Source organism: Rhizobium sp. CFBP 13726 (genome assembly GCF_014841925.1).
Taxonomy (GTDB): Bacteria; Pseudomonadota; Alphaproteobacteria; order Rhizobiales; family Rhizobiaceae; genus Neorhizobium; species Neorhizobium soli.
Genome location: NZ_JACYUU010000002.1, coordinates 572,716 through 595,282, shown reverse-complemented (window position 1 = coordinate 595,282; position 22,567 = coordinate 572,716). Strand labels below are relative to the sequence as shown.

Genomic DNA, 22,567 nt, shown 5'->3' with positions numbered 1-22,567 from the left:
AAGCGAGGTCGGATGTCAAATCCCCTGCAGATAAAGTCCCCCTGGCCAGCCTATGAGTGGCCGCAAGACAAGCAGTCGGCAGTGCTGCTGTCGGTCGATGTCGATGCACATGTGCCGTTCATGTGGGCGCACAAGGACCATGTGCCGGACCGGATGGGCACGCTCGAAATTCGCCGCTTCGGTCCGCGCACGGGGATCTACCGACTGCTCGACCTGTTCGCCCGCTATGAGGCCAAGGCAAGTTTCTACGTCCCGGCGCTGACGGCCGAGACCAACCCCGAGATGCTTGCCGCCATTCTCGAAGGCGGCCACGAGATCGGTCTGCACGGCTATTTCCACGAGATCGTCTCGGAAGTCTCCGACGACGAATTCACCGGCGCGCTCGAAGCCAGCCTGGAACTGTTGACGCGGGAGACCGGCGTGAAACCTGTCGGTTTCCGCTCACCGGCCTGGGAGATGACGCCGCATATGCTGCGTGAGCTGCGTCGTGTGGGCTTGGCCTACGATTCCTCGCTCTCGGGCTTCGATCACCCCTACGAGATCGACGGCGTGGTCGAGATCCCCGTGCAATGGGCGCTCGACGATGCGATCTTCTTCAAGTTCGAAGGGGGAGGCCGCGACAAGTGGCCCTATCAATCCGGCCGCGCCGTGCTGCAGGACTGGATCGCGGAATGGCAGGCGCTGCACCGCTTCGGCGGGTTGTTCACGCTGACGGTGCATGACTGGATTTCCGGCCGCGCCCAGCGCATCGCGCTTCTCGAAGAGCTGCTCGATACGATCACGGCCGAAATGGCCACCTGGATCGCAACGGCCGCCGAGATTGCTCACCACCACGCCACATCCGGCAATGCCGGCCGCTTTGCCGTTGATGGCAAGGCTCCCGAGGCGATCGGAACCCGCAGGTTCGGACAGGATATTGGACATAGCCATGGGTGAACACTGGAACGTCCAGAAGGGCGAGCGGCGCAGTGCAGGCGGGCTCGTCGCCTGCCAGAACTGGATGGCAGCGGAAAGCGGCGCCGATGTGCTGTCGCGGGGCGGCAATGCCATGGACGCGGCCGTCACGACTGCACTGACGCTCAGCGTCGTCGAGCCCTGGCTTTCGGGCGTCGGCGGTGGCGGGTTCCTGCTGCGGGCCGACGGGCAAGACGGTCGGGTCGATACGCTCGATTTCAACGTCCGCTCGTCGCGCAACATCGATCCTGCCGATTATCCTGTCGTGGCGGGCCGGGACGGAGACTGGTTCGACTGGCCGCAGGTGCGCGATGATCGCAACCTGATCGGCTACAGCTCCATCTGCCTTCCGGGTGCCATTGCCGGCCTGTCGGAGGCACTGGAACGGTTCGGCACGATCAGCTTTGCCGAGGCGCTGCAGCCGGCGATCGACCATGCCCGCCGTGGCCTCGCGCTCGACTGGTTCACGGTGCTCTGTCTCGCCATCGATACGGAAGGCCTCGCACGCTTCCCGGCATCGTCGCAGCTGTTTCTGAAGGATGGCCGTGCGCCGCGCGTACAGGAAATCGGACCGGGCAGCACGGTCCCGATGCCGCGCAAGGCCGCCATGCTGGAACGACTGGCAAAGGCCGGTGCGCGCGATTTCTACGAGGGCGAAACCGCGGCATCGATCGTCAGCGATCTCAACGCCGGTGGATCGCCGATCGACCTTGCCGAAATGCGCGACTACCAGCCGCGTTGGTCCGATCCGCTCCAGGTCGATTACCGCGGCATGACGATCAATGCGATGCCGGGTCTTTCCGGCGGTCCGACGCTCGTCGAGGCTCTATCCGAGCTTGACGGAACGTTGCCGCAGGACGGCCCGCTTTCCGGCCAGACAGCGCTTGCGTTTGGCCGCGCCATTCGCCGCGCCTCGGAACATCGCTTGCGCACGCTCGGCCACGGCAGCAGCGGAGAAAGCTGCACCACGCATATCAGCGTTGTCGATCGCGATGGCACAATGGTCTCGCTTACCAATACGCTTCTGTCGCGCTTCGGCTCGAAAGTGGTTCTGCCGTCCAGCGACCTCCTCATGAACAACGGCATGATGTGGTTCGATCCGCGCCCGGGCCAGCCCAATTCGATCGCCGCCAATGCCAGGCCGCTGGCCAACATGTGCCCGATCATCGCAACAAAGGGCGGGCGGCCGAAGCTTGCTCTCGGGGCTGCCGGCGGACGCCAGATCATGCCGGCGGTGGCGCAGATCCTCTCCTATGTGGCGGCCTTCGGCATGTCGCTGGAAGAGGCGATGCATGCGCCGCGGATCGATGCGAGCGGCGTCACACTGCGGGTCAACGACAAGGCGAAACCCGATGTAGCATCACGACTCGGCGAGGAGTTTCCGGTCGAGATCATTGCCGATACGCTCTATCCGGTGAATTTCTCCATTCCGTCAGCGGTTCTTCGCGACGGCGCAGAGAATATCGGGATGGCGCACCCCAACCATCCGCTTGCGGCCGTCGGAGCGGAGCGCACATGACCGGACCTGTGCTTGTGGTTGACGACCTCAGGGTTTCGATCGGCGCGCAGCCGGTGGTCGATGGCGTCAGTTTCCACGTCGATCAGGGCGAGATCCTGTCCGTCGTCGGCGAGTCCGGTTGCGGAAAGTCGATGACGGCGTTTTCCGTGATGGGCCTGCTGCCAAAAGTCGCCCGGGTCGATGGCGGCCGCGTCCTGTTCAGCGGAGAAAACCTGCTGACGGTGCCGGAAGCCAAACGCCGGCAGCTTCGCGGCAATGATCTTGCGATGATCTTCCAGGAGCCGGTCGCCTCGCTCAACCCGCTGATGAAGATCGGCCGGCAGATCGAGGAAAGCCTCGTCGTGCATCGCGGGCTCGACGGCAAAGCCGCCCACCGTGCGGCGATCGCCATGCTGGAAGAGGTGGGTATCCCCGAGCCGGAAATCCGCTCCGGCCAATACCCGTTCGAGCTTTCGGGCGGCATGTGCCAGCGGGCGATGATTGCCATGGCGCTGATCTGCAAACCCAAACTGCTGATCGCCGACGAACCGACCACGGCGCTTGATGTCACCATTCAGGCGCAGATCCTCGACCTGATGAAGAGGCTGCGCGACGAGACCGGAACTGCCATACTTTTGATCACCCATGACATGGGCGTCGTTGCCGACATGGCCGACCGGGTCGCGGTTATGTATGCGGGGCGGGTCATCGAGGAGGCGCCGGTCGATACGATTTTCGCGCGTGAGGAACATCCCTATACGCGGCTGCTGCTATCGACCATCCCGCGGCTGGACGGAAAGCCGAAGGCGTTGCTGCCGACGATCGAGGGGCTTGTGCCCGATATCGGCCAGTGGCCGGTCGGCTGCCGCTTCAGCCCGCGCTGTCCGCTGGCGGACCAGCACTGTCTCGACGAAATCCCGCCGCTTGCGCCTCGCCGGGACGAGGGCAGTGCCGCCTGCTGGCATTCGGAACGGGTCGGAGAAATGCTATGACTGAACCGCTTCTGTCGCTGTCCGGCCTCAAGGTGCATTTTCCCATCCGCGGCGGCCTGCTCGGACGTCCGACCGGGTTCGTCAAAGCGGTCGACGGTATCGATCTCGACATCGCCCACGGCGAAAGCGTCGCTCTGGTGGGCGAGTCCGGCTGCGGGAAGTCCACGCTTGGCGCGGCCATTCTGGGCATGACCAAACCGTCGGCAGGCAGCATCCTGTTCGAGGGCAAGCCTATCGTTCATGGCGAGACCGCCTCGAGGCGCGCTCTGTCCCGCGAGGTGCAGATCGTTTTCCAGGATCCGGTTTCCGCTCTCAATCCGAAAATGTCGATCGGCGAGAGCATCGGCGAGCCGCTGGCGATCCACGGTGTCGGCAATGCTGCAGAGAGGGCCGAGCGCGTTGCCGAGCTTCTCGCTCTCGTTGGACTGCATCCGCAGCATGCGGAGCGCAAGCCGAACGCGTTTTCGGGCGGGCAGCGACAGCGGATCGTGATCGCGAGGGCCTTGGCGCTCAACCCCAAACTGCTCATCCTCGACGAGCCTGTGTCCGCCCTCGATGTTTCGATCCGCTCGCAGATCCTCAACCTGCTTCTCGATCTGCAGAGGCGGTTCGGTCTGTCCTACCTGTTCATCAGCCACGACCTCTCCGTCGTCCGGCATTTTGCCGACAGGGTTGCGGTCATGTATCTCGGGCATCTGATCGAAACGGGCCGGACGGACGATGTGTTTGCGCGCCCGGTGCATCCCTATACGGAAGCCCTTTTGTCGGCGGTGCCGCTTCCAGATCCTGTAGCGCAGCGAAAGCGGCAGAGGATCGTGCTGAAGGGGGATCTTCCGAGCCCTGCCAACCCGCCCAAAGGCTGCAAGTTCGTGACCCGCTGTCCTCTGGCCGTCGATATCTGCCATGTGACGCACCCGCCGCTGGTCTCGACCGGGCCGGGCAGGGAGGCCGCCTGTCATGTCCGCGCCGGAACCGTTGCCGCGGTCTGATCGCATGGCGTTGTTTCGGCGCCGCCGATGGTGCCAACTGTCCCAAAGTCGATCGGGTCACTACACGAAAGTGTAATCGCCGAGGGGCAATCGTTGCCGCGGGTTTCCGGAACGATTTGGGATGGCTGTGGTTTCGGGGGAGATCAATCAGGAATACCCATGCCGCGCCTGAACTTCGCCGTCCCGTTCACATCTGCATCCATCTTCTTGATGATGCTTCTGTCCAGCCCGGCTCATGCCCTGGATGCCTCAGGAACGCGCGCTGACCTGCGCGCGCCAAAACCGGTTGCAGGGCCGATCGAGGCGGGCGTCCCTCTTGTCGATCAGGCGAAAGGAGCCGTTGCCATCAAAACCTCTCAAACGAAACCGCGTCGTCTGGTGATTTTCCTGCACGGCATCAGAGGCTCCGGTTCGGTCATGGCGGCCATCGGCAGTTCCTGGCAGTCAAGCCTGACGGACACGCGGTTCGTCGCGCCGGATGCGCCGTTTGCGCATCGGTCCGGCGGTCGTCAGTGGTTTGCGGTCGACGATCAGGTGCTGCGGCCGGACCGTATTGAGGGCGCGAGAAAGGCTTTCGACAAGCTGATGGCCGGCATCGTCGAACGCGAAGGTTTCAAAGGTGATCTGGAAAGTGTCGCCTTTGTCGGCGTGTCTCAGGGTGCAATCATGGCGCTGGACGCCGTGTCCTCCGGGCGCTGGAAGGTCGGCGCAGTCATCAGTATCGCCGGCCTGTTGCCGCTGCCGCCCAAGGCCTCGGCCTCGAAGATACCGGTTCTTCTGATGCATGGCGAGGCGGATCAGACGATCCCGTCCGTGGCATCCGTTGCCGCCGCCGGCCAGCTGCGGGGCGCGGGTTACGACGTTACTTTGAAACTCTATCCCCAGGTCGGGCACACGATCTCGTCCGAAGAGGCGAGGCAAGCCGTGCTTTTTCTGCGCGACCGGTTTGATCGCTAGCAACAGGCGCGGGGCACTGCCCGCTAAGGTCGGTCCTCGTCAAACTGCTCCGCGTCCGGCAGCGCGACAAGCCATCGCTCCCGTCGTTTGATCCAGAGTTCGTAGGTCGGCACGATACCCGAAGGCGCGTCGCGCAGGCTTCCGAGCTTGACCTCGGCTTCGTGCTCGTCGCAGACGAAAAGCCGTGAACCGCAAGACGGACAGAAGCGCCGTCCCCCATGTTCGGCCGTCGTTCCTTCACTCAAGAAAGCATGAGCAGGCCAGATGCCGAAATAGGTGAAAGCCGATCCGCTCTCCTGACGGCAGTCGGTACAGTGACAGAGCCCAACCCGCGTGGGTTCGCCCGACACACTGAATGTCACCTTGCCGCAGAGGCATCCACCCTTTCGCACGACCGTCATGACGACCTCCTCCGGAATGCGCTTCGTCTTTGTCTGGAACATCATCGTCCGGTGCTGGTTCAAATTGCAAGATCCAAGAAGGAACCGATATGACCCAACTGGCCGACAATTTCATCGCTGCCCTTCATCGTCTGGAAAAGTCCAGCGACGTCGATACTATCGCCCGCCTGTTCCGCGACGATGCTGTCCTGTCCAACCCGTTGTCGATCCATGATTCAGCCGAGTCGGGAGCCGCACAGACATTCTGGACTGCCTATCGCGCCGCGTTTTCGACGATCGAGTCCGAATTCATCAACGTCGTCGAAACCGATGGCGTCGCCATACTCGAATGGCGCAGTGACGCGGTTGTCGAGGGGCAGTCCGTGGCCTATTCAGGCGTCAGCGTTCTCGAAAGCGATGGCGAAAAGATCAAGTCGTTCCGGGCCTATTTCGATCCTCGCGAGCTTGTCGCCAAAGTCGATACCCGTGCGGTGGATGCAACGCCGAGCGACGTTGAGCCCGCCTGACTTTATGTCGAGATCGTCATCGCGGCCAAATCCCGTTTGCCGAAGCCCCGTCAGACCAGGGCGGCAGCGTTCTCCCGGGCGCTGTTCAGGCGCCCGGTCTGGATCTTGCCATGAAGCTCGAACCGCACGCCGTCGAAATTGTAGAGGGTCTTGCCTTCGCCTTCAAAATACGCGGGCACGATCTTGTTGGTCAGCCGTGATCCAAATCCCGTCCTGGCCGGAGCCATTACGGGTGGGCCTCCGGTTTCCTGCCAGACCAGATGGAACGTCCCGTCCGCTGTGACTTCCCACGAAATTCCGATCCGCCCGGTCTCTGTGGATAAGGCGCCGTATTTCACGGCGTTTGTCGCAAGTTCGTAGACCGCGAGCGAGAGTCCGATCGCCTGCTGCGATGCCACGTAGAGGTCCGGCCCGGAGATCACCGCACGATCGGACCGATCGAGATGCGCTGCAAGGGCTGCCTCGACGATCCCCCGGACGGGGGTGTTGTCGGCAGAATCGTGCAGAAGTTCCTGCGCGCTCCCAAGCGCGGCGATCCGGTCCGAGACGGTGGCCCTTGCCTGGTCGAGGCTGCTTGCCTGACGCAGCGTCGAGGAAACGACCGCGGCTGTTACCGCAAGCGTATTCTTGACGCGGTGTACCAGCTCGCGCTGCAATGCGCGCTGGTTCCTGCGGGCGAGCACTCCCGGCGTTGCGTCGAGGGCGATGTTGATCATGCCCTTGATCTCGCCCTTCTCGTAGAGCGGGCTGTAGGAAAAGGTCCAGAAGGTCTCTTCGTCGTATCCGTTGCGCCGCATCGTCAGAGGAAGTTCCTCGGCCCAGGTTCCATCTCCCGACAGCGCCTGGTTGACGAAAGGCTCGATATCCGGCCAGATTTCCGACCAGACCTGTTTGGCAGGCTGACCGAGGGCGCCGGCTTCCTTTGCGCCCAGAAGCGGTGCGTAGGCATCGTTATAGAGGATGTTGAGTTGCTCCCCCCAGAACACGCAGATCGCATGCTTTTGGCCCAGCATCATTTCGATGACAGAGGTCAGCGCTTCGGACCATGACGAAATCGGTCCCAGCGATGTTGGCGACCAGTCGTATTCAGCCGTCAGCCTCGCCATCCGGCCGTTGCCAATATTGGACAGAGGTCTTGTCATCTCGTGGTTCTTTCGCGGTGGGCGATCTCGATGTACCTCATTCAGATCGTTGAAGATAATCCCAATTCGAAGAGCGCGACGCTGAGCTGGCGTTCCGAGATCGGTTTCGACAGGAAGCGTGCTCCCTGCGGCAAACTACCCTGATCGGGCGAGAAACGTCCAGAGATGACGATGATTCTGCATTCCGGCCACCGCGAAGCCGTCAGGTTTGCGAGTTTGATGCCGTTCATCGATCCCGGCATGTCGATATCCGTCAGCATCGCCTTGACCGGAATGCCGGCCTCCAGAAGCGCAAGCGCCTGATCGGCATTGGCGGCTTCGACCACATCGAAGCCGCTGTCGCTGAGGACGTCCGCCAGATCCATGCGGATCAGGCCGTCGTCTTCGACCACGAGGATGGGATGATGTTTCATCAATGTTCCTGCTGGAAACCCTGGAGGTCTGCGTCAATTCGGAAGGTGAGACCTGAAGGCTGGAATGTGAAGGCGACGGTACTGTCTGCGGTCCCGTTAAGCCCGGCATTGATCAGACGCAAACCGGAACCGGGGCCTTCGGGTTGTTGCACCGGCGGCCCGCCTGTCTCGGTCCAGATGAGTTCAAAACGATCCGATTTCGGGCCGGCGATCTTCCACTGGATATTGACCCGCCCGTCCGGAAGCGAAAGGGCTCCGTATTTGACCGCATTCGTCGCCAGCTCGTGCAGGATCAACGAGAGAGAGAGGGAAGGGCGCGAGCCGACCTTGATATTCGTGCCTGTAACGGTGATGCGGGGATTTGCAGGGTCGTCATGAAGGGACGTCATCTTGTCGACGAGCTGCGTGACAGTCGAGGCGCCCATACCGCCTAGCAGAATGGTATCGTGGGCGGCGCTGAGGACGGCGATCCGGTCCGAAAGGCGGACTCTGGCGCTGGCGAGGTCTGTCGAATTTCTAAGCGTTTGCGATGCGATCGCCTGCACCATTGCAAGCTGGTTTTTCAGGCGGTGCCCCAGTTCATGCGACAGCTGTGCCTGTTTTTCCTCCTCCGCTCGAAGCTCCGTGACATCGATTGCCTGAACGAGAATGCCGATGACCTTGCCGTCGTCCTCCACCATGGGCTGATAGGCGAGATCGATGACCCGGTCCTGCTTTTCGCCGGCGGTTCCTCTGTTCAATTCGATCCGAAGGTTTTTCGCAACGAAGGGTTCGCCCGTCTGGTAAACTCTGTCGAGGATGTCGATGTAACCCTGGCGGACCACTTCCGACACGGCCTCGGCGACGGTCTTGCCGATGATGTCGCGGCCGCTGCCGATCATCGAGTAGTACACTTCGTTGGCGTATTCAAAGACGTGATTGGGTCCGGTCAGCATGGCGATACCGCCGGGGCTGAGCTCGAAGACCTGCTCGAAGCGCTCCCGCAGAGTCCGTTCGGCGTTTCGTGCCGCCACGGTCGATGTCTGCTCGGTGCAGGCGCAGAACATTCCCAGCACCGTTCCCCAGGGGTCTCGGACCGGCGTGTAGGAAAAGGCGAAATGTGTTTCTTCGGGAACGCCGTTGCGATGCATGACGAACTCGATATCGTCCATCGACGTACCTTGTCCGGCATAGGCTGTAGAAATGATCGGCTCCACCTGATCCCAGATGTCGTGCCACAGTTCGCCGAAGGGTTTTCCGAATGCGGCCGGGTGCCGCTTGCCGCACATTTCGGCGTAGCCGTCGTTGTAGAGCGTGGTCTGTGAAGGGCCCCACACGATCAGCATCGGTTGCAGCGACCCGAGCATGACGTTCACCAGAGTCCGCAACTCCACGGCCCAGCGATCCTTCGGGCCGATATCTGAGGATTCCCAGTCATATACGTCGAATAGATTTCGACACTCTGGATTGGTTTCCAGCGTCAATTCCTTACCGTCCTTCATCAGCGCGCGCACAGCAACGCGGTTACCGGTCGTTTGTTCCAAGTGCTAGAAGAGTCTTCTACGGCCGCTCATAAATCATAACTTTCCCCTGCTTCCAATGGCTGGGAAGCAGGGAGCAACGACGGAGCTGCTTCGTACGGGGGCGGACTGAGCGGATCAAGCTCAGCTCATGGAGCGGGCGGCGATGTAACCGCAGGCGCTGGCGATGCCCGTCAGGACTGTTCCCCAGATCATGTCGATGACGACAAGCGAGGCCGGCCAGTTTTTCAGCGTCGAGAGATTGGTGATGTCATAGGTGCCGTAGGCGGCCAGACCGAGCAATGCGCCACATCCGATCGCAACCCACAAGGACCCTCCATCGAGACCTGGTTTTACCGCCAGGATGACGATCGCAACCGCGAAGAAGAGGTAGAAGATCGCAGCGATCCCGAGATTGGGAGAGGGAAGCATGAGGTCGCCGAGTTTTTCCCGGTACATCTTGCCGGCAACAAGGCCGAGCCACACAGCGTCGATTGCGAGAAAGGAAACGAGAGTAGCCACATAGGCAATGGCGAGAGATTTCATGAGGCGTTCCACATCAGGGTTGAAGTGCAGAGATAACCCTGTGTTGTTCACCTTGTTCCGCCCGACCAATGTGGTTGTGATCGCAAGCGGCGAGGACCGTTTGCGCAGCGGTCAATCGACGACTTTCTCGAGACGGAAATAATACCGGCGTGGGTCGCCTTCGACGATCATCTTGCCTGCGATCTCTGTATCGGAGATCCGCCGGAACATGTCGGTAATCGGTTGCTGGTCGTAGACCATCGCAGCAGTCAACACGTCGCGATCCATCCTGTTTTCCAGGGATGCGGTGGTGGATTTTGCGCGCACGCGCGGGCGTATGTGGGAAAACAGGTTCACGGCGCTCGAGGTGCGGCCGAACCTTGCAAGCCGGATCGCCCACCGGATGGGAAACACTTTCGGGTCGACTGCAACCAACCTGCCCGGTGCGCCTTCAAACAGCAGCGCATCAGCCCGCCCGTCCGGATGGAAGCGCTTTCCGAACCAGCGCAGGTTTTCAAGGACGCCATCGAGCGGATGGCCGGACGGGTGGCCTCGGCCTCTCCACAGGCCGACCATGTCTTGAGGCCTGACCGGCTCAAGGGACGCGAACCACTCGGCGCTTTCATCCTGCAATGCCTGCGCTGGGCTTTTTGTCATTATTTTCGCGGTCCTCAGCCGCCGCCCGGCGAAACGCTCTCGTCATCCGTATCCGGCAACGAGCCTGTGCCAGGCGTCTTGCTCTCATCCATCAGTTCAGGCTTGGCGTGCGGACCGGCGGCGGGGCTATCCGATGTCGCCGGCGCTTTCTTGCCAGTTTCTTCGACGGCTTCCTGAGCGTTCTTGTTATCGTCCATGATATCTCCCATTCGGCTGCTACAAGACTGTAGAGGCTCAGTCAGGAATGGGTGGGCACGGCAAAATGTTCCATGGGGCCGTTGTCCGCCGCATCACCGGTTGGCAAAACTCTGTGTCAACGGCCTGAGCGCGCGTCCGTGTCCAAGCGCGATCGCATCGCGGCGGCCATCTCGACTGCTTCTTCTCTGGCATTGTGAAAATAGCTGATAAGGCCCGGCGTCATACCGATGAACCAGAGGCCCGGAATATCAGGGCCGCTCGGGGATGGGACGTGACCGTTCTCGATGGCCAGCTCGCCAAGAAGCGATTGATGGTGCGCGCCGTAACCGGTCGCGTAGATGATCACATCCGGGGCTGTCACCACGCCGTTCTTGTGCAGAACGGTGCCGGCTTGCGTGAATTCGACAACTTCGCCGACAACCTTGATGCGGCCTTCACGTACGGCCTTGATAGCGCCGTCATCCACCGGGATCGCCACATGATCGCGGGCAAGCCGCGTTGCGGCCTTGTGCGATGATCTGGGAAACCCGAGCTTGGTCAGATCCCCGAAGGCCATGCGTTCCGTCAGCGAGATCGCGATATCGACCAAAGGCGTGGGAAGACGTGCCAGCCATGGCGAGAATTTATGGACGGCCACGCCGAACAAACGCTTGGGAAGAACCGATGAACCGGTGCGAACGGAAAACCAGCAGTCGGCCAGATCGACCTTCGCCAGGTGATTGGCAATGTCGAACCCCGAATTGCCGGCGCCGACGATCAGCACCCGCTTTCCCCGGTACTGCTTCGCATCCCCGAAGTCGCAAGCGTGTATGCTTTGTCCGCCGAAGTTTTCCGCACCCTTGAACAGAGGTTGCCACGGATCGCCATCGCGTCCTGTGGCGACCACGACGTTGCGGCACAAAACCGGACCAGCGGATGTTGCAAGATGGAAGACGCCGTCGCGTCTGCTCAACGCCTCAACCGAAACGCCGTGTTCAATATCAAGGGCGTTGTCACGGGCAAACTGTGCCAGATGCTCGGCCACCACGTCGCGTTTTGGAAAAGCCGAGGTTCCGCTCGGGTATTGCAGCCCCGGCATGTGGGAAATGTCGCGATGCGTGTTGAGAGAGAGCTGCGGATGGCGCTTGCGCCAGGTCGATCCGACCTGCTCTTCACGGGCAATGATTCGGGCGCGGATGCCGCGCCTTCCCAGCTCATAGGCGGCGGTCATTCCAGAAAGCCCGGCACCAATGACCACGACATCTTCGATTTGGAGAGGCTCAGCGGGCAGATTCATGGCCAGACAATGCTGAAAAACATGCGCTGCTGCAACACCCAATCCTGAAACAGCGGGGAGATGCCCTCCCAGTTTAGAATATCTCTATGTACCGTAAGACGCGCGTGCCAAAAGTGCGGACATCGACTTTGAGGAAAATCGTATGGCAGGCCTCCGCGGGTACATCGACTCGGTTCTTGACCGTGGCCTTCCGCATCTCGCGTCCGCTCAGTTGTCAGATGAACGCAGGATGGAGCTTTGCCGGCAACACGGCGACTTCTCGCTGGCGTATTCGACGGCGGTTCAGAAGAACCTCAGCCACTTCGGCGACGACAAGGGATATATCGCCTACGCGACGAAGATGGGGCACATGTTTGCCCTGGGCGATCCTGTCGCCGACAAGGCCGATCGTGCCCGGTACGTGTCCGATTTCGTCGCAGCGGCCGAACGTCCCTGTTTCGTGCAGATCGGCCGGCAGACGGCAGAGACACTGTCTCGGCTCGGCTACCGGATCAATCAGATGGGCGTCGATACTCGTCTCGTGCTTAATGAGCATTCGTTTGCCGGAAAGAAGAACGAGACGGTCCGCTATTCCGAGCGGTGGCTGGTGAAGAACGGTTACCGGATTGTCGAGTGTGACGGCAGTCTGGCTAGGCCCGACCAGATCAAGGCCGTTTCCGAAGAATGGCGCGCTGGCCGCATCGTCCGTCGGCGGGAAATGTGTTTCCTGAACAGGCCGTTCAAAGCCGAGCTGTCGGCGCATATGCGCCGGTTCCTGATCCTCGATCCGCAAGGCGAAACGATCGCCGTGCTCGATTTCGATCCGATTTTCGATGCGGGGCAGGTGACGGGATACACGTCCACGTTCAAGCGGAAGAAGACGGGGACGACCCCGCATGCCGAGATCGGTCTGACGAAGTTTGCGACGGACCGCTTCAGGGAAGAGGGCAGGTCGCTGGTGACGCTTGGGCTTTCGCCCCTTGCGGCGATCACGACAAGCGGGTTTGCGGAAAGCGCGTTCTGGCGCGGCAGGTTCGAATATGCCTACAAGTCGCCGGCCATCAACAAGAGGATCTTCAACCTGCAGGGACAGGCGGCATTCAAGCGCCGGTTCCATGGCGCCGAAGAGCCGACCTACATCGCCTTCAAGCGTCGCAGCCCTCTGGAAATGCTTGCTCTTTTGAGACTGCTCAAGACCCTCTGAGCCGAGGTCACTTCTTAGCCGGCTTTCCGTAAGCCGCAGAATAGGCGAGGGCCACGAAGGCTCCGCCGATCACATTCCCGATCGTTGCCGGCAGCAAGTTGCCGAAGATGTCGCTGATGCCCAACAGCGCCGTCGAGGGTTCAAGCATGCCCTGGACGAGAGTGGCATAGGTCAGCAGATACATGTTGGCGATGGAGTGCTCGAAGCCTGCCGCGACGAACGCTGCGACCGGCAGAAGCAGACCGAAAATCTTCTGCGTGACCGTATGGCCCGCATAGGCCAGCCAGACACCGAGACAGACAAGCGTGTTGGCAAGGATGCCGCTTGCAAGCGTTGTTGCGAACCCCTTGGCAGTCTTCGTTTCAGCAAGCTTGAATGCCGCGCGACCGACCGCTCCGTCGCCGGCCTCATGCAAGCCGGCGAAAACCGCGACGACAGCAAGCGCAATCGAACCGGCGAAGTTGGCCAGATAGACAGTCGTCAACGCCCCCGCCGCCCGTCCAGCGGGGATCCGTCCGGCAACCACCGGACCGATCATCAGTGTGTTGCCGGTAAACAATTCCGCGCCGGCGATCATCACCAGTGCGAGGCCAAGCGAAAACACCGTGCCGGCGAGGATCTGCGCGACGCCGAAGGGAAGGCTGTCGGCGCCAGCCAGTGCCACCGTCGCAAACAGTCCACCGAAGCCGATGTAAATGCCGGCAAGCATGCCGAGAATGATCATCTTACTGAGGGGAAGGCCGGCTTTGTCCTCGCAGGCAGAAAAGACCGTCTCGCAAAGGTCGGGCGGTGGCGGCAGTGAATTGGTGTCCGACATGACATCCTCCTGTCGATCGTGTCCGGCGAGGACGTAGATGAGACAGTTGACGGATCCGGGAAGGGCACGATCCCGTGAGCCTGTTTTGAGGAGGGTGTCGTGCGCCTGCGTCCTTAGAGGTCGGACGTGGTTCCACTCAGTTTCGCGCTGAGAGCGTTTATGGTCGCCAAGGTCGCGTTGACTTGAGGCTGATCCATGCCGACGGCATCAACGATGCACTTCGTCACGGCGTCCGACTTCTCCTGCAGGGCGCGGCCTTTTTCCGTCAGGTAGATATCGACGCGGCGCTCGTCGTCGTCCCTGCGCATCTTTGTCACGAGACCCATCAGCGAAAGCCGCTTGATCAATGGCGTGGTCGTGCCGGAATCGACGCCGAGCCTTAGCGAGATCTCGCCCACGGAAAGGCTGCCCTCGCTCCACAGAAGCTTCATCGTGAGAAACTGCGGATAGGTCAGCCCCGTCGGCGCCAGCGCAGTCCGGTAGACCCGGTTGAAGGCCTGTTCGGCTCTATAGACGGCGAAGCACAGCATTTGGTCGAGTTCGACCGATGCCGGTTTTTCAGGAATATCTGTCATTAGCGCAATCTATATTGTGCGCAAGGTAATTGCAAGCAATTGACATGCACTGCCGAGCGCGATATCAATGGCGTGCAATTGAGTTGCGAATTAAGAAAATTGATCCGCCCCAACCCAGGAGAAGACTATGTCTGTCGACGCGAAGTACAAGACCAGCGCAACTGCATCCGGCGGTGGCCGTGACGGCAAGACGGCGCTTTCCGACGGGACGCTAGAACTGCAGCTGGTCGTGCCGAAGGAACTCGGTGGCCCCGGTGGTGATGGCGCCAATCCGGAGAAGCTGTTTGCACTTGGATATTCGGCCTGCTTCCTCGGCGCCCTGCGCGTCGGCGCTACGCAGCTGAAGACCAAGGTTCCGGATGGTTCGACCGTTGATGCAACCGTCGGCATTGGCCCGCGCTCGGAAGGTGGCTTTGGCATCACCGCTGCCCTGGATGTTTATCTGCCGGGTATGTCGGAAGCCGACGCACAGAAGCTCGTCGAGGTAACCCACGACATCTGCCCGTATTCCAACGCGATCAAGGCAAGCGTCGACGTCGATTTTACGATCCGCACCTGATCGAAAACGGAAGTCGTTCGATTGGGAAAATGTGATGGACGGCTCTGGAATAACGCCGCCCACCAGTAAATCTATCTGACAACTATCGCAGGCGGCCGGCAACGGTCGCCTGTCGGTTTTGGCCGCAACTCGCCGTCGCCGCATCCCGCAAGCGGTGTCCGCCGAAAATCAGCATCTGTAGATTAGTATCTGAAAAAACAACATTATCTGGAACATAAGGCCATCGTCCCGGTTAGCTAGCCATCTAAACCGGAGACCCAACATGAAGTCCTCAATGTTTGCGAAAGCACTTCCTCTCGCACTGGTAATGGCCGCCCCGCTTGCCGCCCCGTCGTTTGCGCAGGAGATGGCAAAACCCACCACAGATATGCAGGCCGTGCTCGACAAGCTTGGTGCGCTAGACGCCAAGCCGTTTTCGAGCTTGAGCGTTCCGGAAGCTCGCACACAGGCAAGCCCTGCCGATGCTGCGAAGGCTGTCCAGTGGGAAAAGCGCCTGTCGTCCAATCCCGAAGCGCAGGTGACCACCAAGGACATCACCATTCCGACGGCTGAAGGCGGTATCGCCGCGCGCGTCTACATGCCGGCCGGCAAGGGTCCGTTCCCCGTCGTCGTCTACTATCACGGCGGTGGCTGGGTGGTTGCCGACATCAACGTCTATGACGGCGCACCGCGCGCCCTTTCGCTCGGCGCTAAAGCCATCGTCGTATCGGTTGAGTATCGTCATGCGCCCGAGCACAAGTTCCCGGCTGCTCATAACGATGCCTGGACGGCGTATAAGTGGGTTGTCGAGAACATTCACGACATGAACGGCAACTCCGACAAGATCGCGGTTGCAGGCGAAAGCGCCGGCGGCAACCTCGCGGCCAACGTCGCCCTGATGGCCAAGGAGATGAAGGCGAAGCAGCCGGTTCACCAGCTTCTCGTCTATCCGGTCGCCGGCAACGACATGGAAACGTCGTCCTACAAGGAAAATGCCAATGCCAAGCCGCTCGGCAAGGCCGATATGGAATGGTTCGTCAAGAACACGGTCACGTCCATGGATGAGACCAAGGACCCGCGCATTAACCTCAACGGTCGCTCGGACCTTGCAGGCGTTGCTCCGGCAACCGTGATCCTCGCCCAGATCGATCCGCTGCGGTCCGACGGTGAAACCTATGCGTCCAAGCTCAAGGACGCCGGCGTTCCGGTGAATACCAAGACCTATAACGGCGTGACACACGAGTTCTTCGGCATGGGCAAGGTCGTTCCGGAAGCCAAGCAGGCACTGGATCTCGCGGTCGCCGATCTCACCGCAGCCTTCGACAAAGCCAAGTAAGGAGAGCCCCTATGAACAAGATGATTTCAGCCTCGCTCGTATCGCTCTCGCTTCTGATGTCCTCGGCAAGCTTTGCGGCAGAGCCTGCCAGCGCCGACAAGGCCGCGGCCGCGTTCAACGTCGACAAGGCTTCCTTCGTCAAAGCCGTCACCAGCTCCAACGCCTTCGAGATCGAGTCGAGCAAGCTCGCCGAACAAAAGGCCAAGGATGCCGACGTGAAGAAGTTCGCGTCAGAGATGATCAAGGATCATACGATGGCGGGCGAAGACCTCAAAAAGGCGGCCAAGCTTGGAGACGAGGCACCGGTTATGTCGCCAAAGCACGCGGCCATGCTTGAAATGCTGAAGGGTGCTTCTGACCAGGACTTCGAGCCGCTCTATATCGACATGCAGGCAACAGCGCATATGGAAGCGGTCAGCTTGTTTGCGACCTATGCCAAGGGCGGTGACGATGCGGCGGTCAAGGAGTTCGCGGCCAAAACTCTGCCGGAGCTTGAAATGCACAAGATGCACGTGACGAAGCTCGTCGCGGCTCACTGAGGCGGGCAGCATCTGGAGCCTGCGTCTCAGCAGGCCGGGCGAATGTCGAGACGTTTGAAACTATGGCCGCTCCGGAAACGGGGCGGTCATTGTTGTTCCAGGGTCGGGGGAGAAGACGGTTCAAGCTGCAACGGGTGACGATCCTGTAGCCGTTTTCGGCAATGTGATGGTTTGGCGCAGTCCCTTATCGTCTTGATTGCGAAGCGCAATCTTTCCGCCATAGAGCTGTGCGAGTTCATTGGCGATCGTCAGGCCGAACCCATCTCCAGCGACCGTCTCATCCATCCGCACACCCGGCAGAAATGCCTTCTCGATCGTATCGTTGGAGATGCCGGGGCCATCGTCTTCGAGCGTGATGACGATCGAGCGTCCGTCCATGCGGGCATCGATCGCGACAAGGCTGCCAGCCCATTTGAACGCGTTGTCGAGGAGATTGCCGACGATCTCGTCGAAATCCTCGGCCGCACAGGCAACTGATAACGCTGGCTCGATCGTGCATTGCACCGAGATGGCCCGGTCGGCGTGGATGCGCGACATGACAAGCACGAGATCGTCTATGCGGGGGTTCACCTGCGTTGCCGAAACGGTGCCGCTGGAGGCAGTCTTGCGGGCACGGGCGAGATGATGGCGGATGCGCTGGTCGATCCTGTCGACCAGATCGCGCATCTCGTTGGTGGGATCGTTGGCGCCGTTCAAGGCTAATTGCAGGCTTGCAACGGGGGTCTTCAGGCCGTGCGCGAGGTTTGCGAAATGCAGGCGTGTTTCGGCGAGCCTCTCGGCATTCTTGTCCACGAGGCGGTTGATCTCGCGGGATGCGGGCTGCAACTCCTCGACGTCCTGATCCGGCAAACGCGGCAAAACGCCTGCGGAAATGGATGCAATATCTAAGGTCAGTTGTCTGAGCGGTCGAAGCCCGTAGCGGACCTGCAGCAGGATGCCGCCGACGAGCACGCCACCCAAAAGAAGCATGGCGGGAACCAGCCACAACAATGCCCGCCCGGCGGGTGCGCTCAGGGCGGATTGCGGCGCCGATGCAATGATCTCGACCGTCCGATCTCCGACCATCGTTTCCAGCGTTCGCAGATACAGTGTCTCGTCGCGGAAGGCGACACGATCGGCCGGAAGTGGCTTGGGCTTCGCCGCGTGGCGCCAGTCGAAAGGGCGAGGCGGGCTTTCCAGGGTTTCCTCGGCCAGCGAGCGGGAGGTTATGCGGGTCTGATCGTCGGACACCTGCCAGTACCATCCGGAGCGCGGACGATCGAATGGCGGGCCGTCGAGGTCTGCAGAGAGGACGACGTCGCCGGCGCTGTCGGTGGTCAGTGCATTTCGCAATCCCTCGATCTGGGTGTCAAGCCGTTGATCGATCTGCTCCCTCACCACGCCCGCCACGATCAGGTAGAGAATGACGGATGCGACAATCACCGTCGCCGTCACGAAGATGATGGAAAAACCGGCGAGCCGCCGGGCGATCGACGCCTGGCCGGATAGGTTGAGCCCGGTCATGGCGCTGCCGTCAGCATGTAGCCGCGGCCGCGAACCGTTTCGATCAGTTCCGCGCCGATCTTACGGCGCAGTCGCGCGACGATCACCTCGATCGAATTGGAATCGACCTCGGCATCGCCTTCGTAGACGCGCTCGATCAGCTCGCGCCGATCGACGATGACGTCCTTGCGCAGGATGAGGCAGGAGAGCACGCGCCATTCCAGCGCGGTCAGCTTCAGCGACAGGCCGTTGAACTCGAACGTGCCGAGCTGGGCGTCGAACTCCAACGGACCGCAAAGAATCTTGGAGGACGCATGGCCGGTCGCGCGCCGGACGAGGGCGCGCATGCGCAGCACCAGTTCCTCGATCTTGAACGGCTTGGTGAGGAAATCGTCGGCGCCCGCCTTGAAGCTCTCGACCTTGTCCGGCCATCCGTCGCGGGCGGTCAGGATCAGGACGGGGAGGGTGCGGCCCGCGGCCCGCCACGATTTCAGAACCGAAACGCCATCGATCTTCGGTAGGCCCAGATCGAGAACGGCAACGTCGTAGAGTTCGGTCAGGCCTGCGTGCTCGGCATCCTCGCCGTTCTTTGCAATGTCCACGACAAAACTTTCGGCCCGCAGGCTGGCTGCGATGCGTTTGGAAAGATCGGTGTCGTCTTCGACCAGAAGTACGCGCATGTGCAACCCGTTTGCCGTGGTGGAGAGACGCTGTCCTATGGCGGCAAGGCTTAACTCAAACTGAACCACAAGGTTCAGGCTGTTATCGGTCGTCGACTGATAAATCTCTCCTGGCATACAGAAACAGGAGAAGACCATGTCAATTTCGGACAACAACACGACCGTCGATCAGAAGGATGGTCCGGCCGACAAGCCGCATGCACCCAAGCCCCCGCACAAGACCGGCAACCGGCGTATGGCAACCTTCGGCGTCACTGCCTTGGCGATCCTTGCCATCGGGGCCGCAGCCGGAGCCGGCGCAATGAAGCTGACCGGGCCCAGCGTCGAGCTTGCGCCCATGAACCCGGTCGCCATCTCCGCCGTCAAGGAGGACAGCCTGGTGACGGTTAAGGGGACGGTAGCCGAGGTATTCGGCAACAAGTTCGTCGTTCAGGACGACAGCGGACGGGCACTGGTTGAAACCGGGCCATCGGGTGACGACGGCAAGCTTGTCGATCTCAACGAAGCCGTCAGTGTCCAGGGTCGCTTCGACAACGGCTTCCTGCACGCGACCTATATCGTTCGCCAGGACGGCAGCATGGAAGCGCTCGGCCCGGCCGGCGGCCCTCCGCGTCACGGACCGGCGGGCGGCCCTCCGCCTCATGGCCCGGCCGGCGACCCTCCGCATGACGGTCCGCGCGGTGATATGCCGACACCCCCTGCGCCAAAAGGGTAAAGCCCTGGTTGCAAAACCTGGTGGCGGAGCCCTGACGGCAGGGTTGTAACGGGAAAGCGTTGCCCGATCTTCTTTCGGGCACGCTGGAACCCCGCGTCCGCCACCGGCGTTGGACGCCACAATTTTCAAGCATGTAGCATGATGAAGCGAGGCTGGCATGCGATCCACCCTACAGACAGGCCTGACTGATCGATCCCTGGTGGCACTTGCCGTCCTCAACTTCTTTCTCGCCGACGCCCGCGACGGGCTTGGACCGTTTCTCGACGGGTTTCTCGCCACCCACGGGTGGTCGCCGATGACGCTCGGCTTCATCGCCACGCTTGGCGGTGTACTCGGAATGATCGCCACGCCGCTGTTTGGGGCGTGGGTGGATGCCTCCAAGCGTAAACGCACGCTCATCATCATCCCGGTGATCCTGGTGACGGCGGCAGCCTTGTGGACGCTTGCCAGCCCCGGAAACGCATCGGTGTTCGGCGGCCAGTCGGCAACCGCCATCGTTGGCGCCGTCGTCGGTCCGGCGCTGATGGGGCTGACGCTTGGCCTTGTCGGCGAAAAGGCGTTTTCCCGTCAGGTGTCGCGAAACGAATTCTGGAACCATCTCGGCAACGTTGTCTCGCTCGCCGGCATCTATTTAGCGACGGTCTACTTCGGCGTCAGCGGTGTCATCGGATTGATGATCGTCACGGCGGTCGCCGCCATTCTGGCAGCGCTTGCGATCGACCCGGAGCGGATCAATCACAACGCGGCGCGCGGTCTGGCGCATGACGATGGAGCGCCGGGTCCCTCCGGCTATTCCGTCCTAGTGGGCAGCAAGGGGCTGATCCTGCTTGCCGTGACGCTGATGATCTTCCACTTCGGCAACGCGCCGATCAGCCGCCTCATTGCCCAGGACTTCTCGATCCATCTCGGGACGCCGTTTCAGACGACGGCGGTGACGACCGGCGTGTCGCAGCTGTCGATGATCGTCATGGCTTTAGCGGCGCCTTTCCTGATCCGGCGGTTCGGGCTGGCGACGGTCTTCCTCATCGCGCTGCTTGCATTGCCGATCCGCGGTGCGATTGCGGGCTCCTTTAGCAATTTCGCTGTGATCTATCCGGTGCAGATCCTCGATGGAGTTGGCGCAGGCCTGATCGGTATCGCGACCCCGATTGCGGCGGAACGGATCCTTGCGGGGACCGGTCGTTTCAATGTCGGACTGGCTGCGGTCATGACCGTTCAGGGCATCGGCGCATCGCTGAGCAATGTGGTGGCCGGCTGGCTGACTGATGTCGGCGGCTATGCGCTCGCCTACTGGGTGCATGGCGGCGTTGCAGCGCTTGCCGTTGCCGCCTTTCTCGCCGGGCGCAAGAGCATTGCCCCTTCCCAAAAAGGTGCGAACAAGGCAGGAGACGATCGCGAGATCCCTGTCGCACCATAATCGTTTCGGTTGGACCATCCATGAACGCATTGACCATGACCTGGAGCATCGCCGGCCTGACAGCGCTCGGCGTCATTACCCGGCCGTTTGCCTGGCCGGAAGCGATATGGGCCGTGCTTGGCGCATCGCTGCTTCTGGCGTTCGGCCTGATCGCCCCCTGGGATGCCTGGGCCGGCGTCGCCAAGGGTCTCGACGTCTACTTGTTCCTGATCGGCATGATGCTCTTATCGGAACTTGCGAGACGAGAAGGGCTGTTCGACTGGCTGGCATCGATTGCGACCGCCTATGCAAAAGGCTCGCCGAAGCGATTGTTCGTCCTGATCTATGGGGTCGGCATCGTCGTCACCGCGTTCCTTTCGAACGATGCGACCGCGGTCGTGCTGACGCCTGCCGTTTATGCGGCGTGCCGCACGGCAAAGGTGAAGGATCCGATGCCCTATCTTCTCATCTGCGCCTTCATCGCCAATGCCGCAAGCTTCGTGCTGCCCATCTCCAACCCGGCCAATCTGGTGATCTTCGGCGGCGGAACGATGCCGCCTCTGTCGCGCTGGCTCGCCACGTTCGGTCTTCCCTCGATCGTCTCAATCGTCGTGACGTTTATCGCGCTTTACTGGACGCAGCGCTCGACCATCGCGGCCGACAGCGTGTCCCCCGTGGTTGAAAGCGTGCCGCTGTCGCATAGCGCAAGGCTGACGGGGATTGCCTTGTGCGCGACGGCGGTCCTGCTGCTCGGCGCATCGGCGCTGCATTTCGATCTCGGGTTGCCCACCTTTGTGGCCGGCTGCATCGCGACGGCGGCTGTTCTCGCGATCACCCGGCAGAGCCCTGTCGAAACGCTGAAGGGCGTGTCCTGGAGCGTGCTGCCGCTCGTCGCCGGCCTGTTCGTCGTGGTCGAAGCCCTGAACCGGACGGGCCTGATCGATGCATTGGCGCATCAGCTGACCCAGAATGCCTCGCTTTATCCCGCCCAGACGGCAGCGTTCGCCGGCACGGTCGTGGCGCTCGGCTCCAATCTCGTCAACAATCTGCCGGCCGGCCTCGTTGCCGGAAGCGCCGTGGAGCTGGCGCATGTGTCCGACAAGATTGCCGGCGCGGTGCTGATCGGCGTCGATCTCGGCCCCAACCTCTCGGTTACCGGGTCGCTCGCGACCATTCTGTGGCTGACGGCGCTGAAGCGCGAAGGGTTGCACATCGGCGCCCTGAGCTTTCTCAAGCTGGGCGCCGTCGTCATGCTTCCGGCGCTCGCCCTGTCGCTTGCAGTCCTCCTCATCCAATGAG

25 protein-coding genes are annotated in these 22,567 nt (G+C 61.4%); 13 read left to right on the top strand and 12 right to left on the bottom strand.

From position 1 onward, the window contains the following. The first annotated feature begins 12 nt into the window (after positions 1–12). The 5 genes from IFT66_RS09955 to IFT66_RS09935 all read left to right on the top strand — a co-directional run bounded on the left by IFT66_RS09955 (position 13) and on the right by IFT66_RS09935 (position 5,390). On the top strand, positions 13–936 hold the full coding sequence (locus IFT66_RS09955) for a polysaccharide deacetylase family protein (protein WP_192077510.1): 924 nt from the start codon (positions 13–15) through the stop codon (positions 934–936). Next, positions 929–2,473 carry a gamma-glutamyltransferase family protein gene (locus IFT66_RS09950; protein ID WP_192077509.1) on the top strand — a complete coding sequence of 515 codons (1,545 nt, stop codon included), beginning with the start codon at positions 929–931 and terminating at the stop codon, positions 2,471–2,473. The genes IFT66_RS09955 and IFT66_RS09950 overlap by 8 nt, the downstream gene beginning before the upstream one ends. Continuing rightward, positions 2,470–3,444 carry an ABC transporter ATP-binding protein gene (locus tag IFT66_RS09945; protein WP_192077508.1) on the top strand — a complete coding sequence of 325 codons (975 nt, stop codon included), beginning with the start codon at positions 2,470–2,472 and terminating at the stop codon, positions 3,442–3,444. The genes IFT66_RS09950 and IFT66_RS09945 overlap by 4 nt, the downstream gene beginning before the upstream one ends. After that, positions 3,441–4,433, top strand: coding sequence for an ABC transporter ATP-binding protein (locus IFT66_RS09940; protein WP_192077507.1), 993 nt, complete (start codon positions 3,441–3,443; stop codon positions 4,431–4,433). The genes IFT66_RS09945 and IFT66_RS09940 overlap by 4 nt, the downstream gene beginning before the upstream one ends. 159 nt (positions 4,434–4,592) lie before the next feature. Further along, positions 4,593–5,390, top strand: a complete 798-nt coding sequence (locus tag IFT66_RS09935) for an alpha/beta hydrolase (protein ID WP_249406416.1) — start codon at positions 4,593–4,595, stop codon at positions 5,388–5,390. A gap of 23 nt (positions 5,391–5,413) precedes the next feature. Here IFT66_RS09935 and IFT66_RS09930 read toward each other — a convergent pair whose 3' ends face one another. Continuing rightward, positions 5,414–5,833 carry a GFA family protein gene (locus IFT66_RS09930; protein ID WP_446737898.1) on the bottom strand — a complete coding sequence of 140 codons (420 nt, stop codon included), beginning with the start codon at positions 5,831–5,833 and terminating at the stop codon, positions 5,414–5,416. Between the two features lie 47 nt (positions 5,834–5,880). On the opposite strand from IFT66_RS09930, the gene IFT66_RS09925 reads away from it, so the two are divergent. Continuing rightward, on the top strand, positions 5,881–6,297 hold the full coding sequence (locus tag IFT66_RS09925; protein WP_174196267.1) for a nuclear transport factor 2 family protein: 417 nt from the start codon (positions 5,881–5,883) through the stop codon (positions 6,295–6,297). 50 nt (positions 6,298–6,347) lie between these two features. Here the strand turns inward: IFT66_RS09925 and IFT66_RS09920 are convergent, their stop codons facing one another. From IFT66_RS09920 to IFT66_RS09890, 7 genes are all read right to left on the bottom strand, one after another. After that, positions 6,348–7,439 (bottom strand): sensor histidine kinase, encoded by a 1,092-nt coding sequence (locus tag IFT66_RS09920; RefSeq protein ID WP_245341542.1) that lies wholly within the window; start codon positions 7,437–7,439, stop codon positions 6,348–6,350. Between the two features lie 41 nt (positions 7,440–7,480). Then, entirely contained in the window at positions 7,481–7,852 is a 372-nt protein-coding gene (locus tag IFT66_RS09915) for a response regulator (RefSeq protein WP_062455024.1), read from the bottom strand. Continuing rightward, complete coding sequence (locus IFT66_RS09910; RefSeq protein WP_207105882.1) at positions 7,852–9,225, bottom strand: PAS domain-containing protein; 1,374 nt, start codon at positions 9,223–9,225, stop codon at positions 7,852–7,854. The genes IFT66_RS09915 and IFT66_RS09910 overlap by 1 nt, the downstream gene beginning before the upstream one ends. A 270-nt stretch (positions 9,226–9,495) precedes the next feature. After that, positions 9,496–9,897 (bottom strand): DUF2177 family protein, encoded by a 402-nt coding sequence (locus tag IFT66_RS09905; RefSeq protein ID WP_092659988.1) that lies wholly within the window; start codon positions 9,895–9,897, stop codon positions 9,496–9,498. A 111-nt stretch (positions 9,898–10,008) separates the two neighbouring features. Then, a complete protein-coding gene (locus IFT66_RS09900; protein WP_062582513.1) occupies positions 10,009–10,533 on the bottom strand; it encodes a GXWXG domain-containing protein in 525 nt (174 codons plus the stop codon). A gap of 14 nt (positions 10,534–10,547) precedes the next feature. Next, complete coding sequence (locus tag IFT66_RS09895) at positions 10,548–10,730, bottom strand: hypothetical protein (protein ID WP_062582515.1); 183 nt, start codon at positions 10,728–10,730, stop codon at positions 10,548–10,550. A 116-nt stretch (positions 10,731–10,846) separates the two neighbouring features. Next, positions 10,847–12,007 (bottom strand): flavin-containing monooxygenase, encoded by a 1,161-nt coding sequence (locus IFT66_RS09890; RefSeq protein WP_092659990.1) that lies wholly within the window; start codon positions 12,005–12,007, stop codon positions 10,847–10,849. A gap of 142 nt (positions 12,008–12,149) precedes the next feature. Between IFT66_RS09890 and IFT66_RS09885 the strand changes: the two genes are divergently transcribed. Beyond that, positions 12,150–13,190 (top strand): phosphatidylglycerol lysyltransferase domain-containing protein, encoded by a 1,041-nt coding sequence (locus IFT66_RS09885; protein WP_192077505.1) that lies wholly within the window; start codon positions 12,150–12,152, stop codon positions 13,188–13,190. Positions 13,191–13,197: 7 nt separating this feature from the next. Here the strand turns inward: IFT66_RS09885 and IFT66_RS09880 are convergent, their stop codons facing one another. Together IFT66_RS09880 and IFT66_RS09875 are read right to left on the bottom strand one after the other, a co-directional pair. Next, positions 13,198–14,007, bottom strand: a complete 810-nt coding sequence (locus IFT66_RS09880) for a formate/nitrite transporter family protein (protein ID WP_192077504.1) — start codon at positions 14,005–14,007, stop codon at positions 13,198–13,200. 113 nt (positions 14,008–14,120) lie between these two features. Then, positions 14,121–14,582, bottom strand: a complete 462-nt coding sequence (locus IFT66_RS09875) for a MarR family winged helix-turn-helix transcriptional regulator (protein ID WP_082472002.1) — start codon at positions 14,580–14,582, stop codon at positions 14,121–14,123. Positions 14,583–14,709: 127 nt separating this feature from the next. Here IFT66_RS09875 and IFT66_RS09870 point away from each other — a divergent pair, with 127 nt between their 5' ends. The 3 genes from IFT66_RS09870 to IFT66_RS09860 all read left to right on the top strand — a co-directional run bounded on the left by IFT66_RS09870 (position 14,710) and on the right by IFT66_RS09860 (position 16,995). Further along, positions 14,710–15,141, top strand: coding sequence for an organic hydroperoxide resistance protein (locus tag IFT66_RS09870; RefSeq protein WP_062582523.1), 432 nt, complete (start codon positions 14,710–14,712; stop codon positions 15,139–15,141). Positions 15,142–15,403: 262 nt separating this feature from the next. Beyond that, on the top strand, positions 15,404–16,456 hold the full coding sequence (locus tag IFT66_RS09865; protein ID WP_199864802.1) for an alpha/beta hydrolase: 1,053 nt from the start codon (positions 15,404–15,406) through the stop codon (positions 16,454–16,456). An 11-nt stretch (positions 16,457–16,467) separates the two neighbouring features. Continuing rightward, entirely contained in the window at positions 16,468–16,995 is a 528-nt protein-coding gene (locus IFT66_RS09860; protein ID WP_249406415.1) for a DUF4142 domain-containing protein, read from the top strand. Positions 16,996–17,115: 120 nt separating this feature from the next. Here IFT66_RS09860 and IFT66_RS09855 read toward each other — a convergent pair whose 3' ends face one another. Beyond that, positions 17,116–18,498 carry a sensor histidine kinase gene (locus tag IFT66_RS09855; protein ID WP_192077503.1) on the bottom strand — a complete coding sequence of 461 codons (1,383 nt, stop codon included), beginning with the start codon at positions 18,496–18,498 and terminating at the stop codon, positions 17,116–17,118. Next, the gene (locus IFT66_RS09850) at positions 18,495–19,157 is read right to left on the bottom strand and encodes a response regulator transcription factor (protein ID WP_192077502.1); all 663 of its coding nucleotides are present in this window, start codon (positions 19,155–19,157) and stop codon (positions 18,495–18,497) included. Before IFT66_RS09850 ends, IFT66_RS09855 begins: the two co-directional genes overlap by 4 nt. A gap of 136 nt (positions 19,158–19,293) precedes the next feature. Between IFT66_RS09850 and IFT66_RS09845 the strand changes: the two genes are divergently transcribed. The 3 genes from IFT66_RS09845 to IFT66_RS09835 all read left to right on the top strand — a co-directional run bounded on the left by IFT66_RS09845 (position 19,294) and on the right by IFT66_RS09835 (position 22,566). Next, positions 19,294–19,872, top strand: a complete 579-nt coding sequence (locus tag IFT66_RS09845; protein ID WP_192077501.1) for a hypothetical protein — start codon at positions 19,294–19,296, stop codon at positions 19,870–19,872. Positions 19,873–20,029: 157 nt separating this feature from the next. Continuing rightward, a complete protein-coding gene (locus IFT66_RS09840) occupies positions 20,030–21,289 on the top strand; it encodes an MFS transporter (protein WP_113109833.1) in 1,260 nt (419 codons plus the stop codon). Positions 21,290–21,309: 20 nt separating this feature from the next. Next, positions 21,310–22,566 (top strand): arsenic transporter, encoded by a 1,257-nt coding sequence (locus tag IFT66_RS09835; protein WP_192077500.1) that lies wholly within the window; start codon positions 21,310–21,312, stop codon positions 22,564–22,566. The last annotated feature ends 1 nt before the right edge of the window (position 22,567 follow it).